The sequence below is a fragment of the Alcanivorax sp. HI0044 genome (assembly GCF_001634945.1).
In genome coordinates, this window is the sequence record NZ_LWEZ01000518.1 from 1 (window position 1) to 749 (window position 749).

Consider the following 749-nt stretch of genomic DNA (forward strand, 5'->3'; position numbering starts at 1 on the left):
CGGCAATCTCCCGGAGATGGGCTTGCAGGCCGCCAGTGCCTCACAAATGGGGGAGTCCTGTGATCTGGTGATTGTGGTTGGCGGGGATGGTAGCCTGCTGGGCGCAGCGCGTACGTTGTCCCGCTATAACGTGCCGGTACTGGGTGTGAACCGCGGCCACCTGGGTTTTCTTACCGACATTCTTCCCTCTGAAATCGAATCCCGGGTCGGTCAGGTGCTGGATGGCGAGTACAGTACGGAGAAGCGTTTCCTGCTGGATCTGGAAGTGCGGCGGGGCAAAACGGTGGTGGGTGAGGGTAGCGCCCTGAACGACATTGTGCTGCTGTCGGGTGACAGTGTGCACATGATCGATTTTGAATTGATGATCGACGGGCACTTTGTCTACGGACAGCGCTCCGATGGCCTGATTATCTCTACGCCCACCGGCTCTACCGCCTACGCCCTGTCCGGGGGAGGCCCCATCATGCATCCCAAGCTGGATGCCATGGTGCTGGTGCCCCTGAATCCTCACACCTTGACCAGCCGTCCGCTGGTGGTGGCGGGTGACAGTGAAATCAAAATCCACATCACCACGGAAAAAGTGCGCCCGTTGGTCAGCTGCGATGGCACCGAAGGGATTCGTCTGCAGGTGGATGATGTGATTGCAATACGCAAAAAACCGCATCGCTTGCAGCTGATTCATCCTCCAGGGCATGATTTTTATCAGGCGTGCCGCTCCAAGCTGGGCTGGAGTAGCCGGCCTGGTGATG

At 58.6% G+C, this 749-nt stretch carries 1 protein-coding gene; it reads left to right on the top strand.

Features of this window, described 5'->3' with window-relative positions:
- On the top strand, positions 1–749 hold a 749-nt coding region (locus A3730_RS06130), incomplete at both ends, for an NAD(+) kinase (RefSeq protein WP_063537720.1).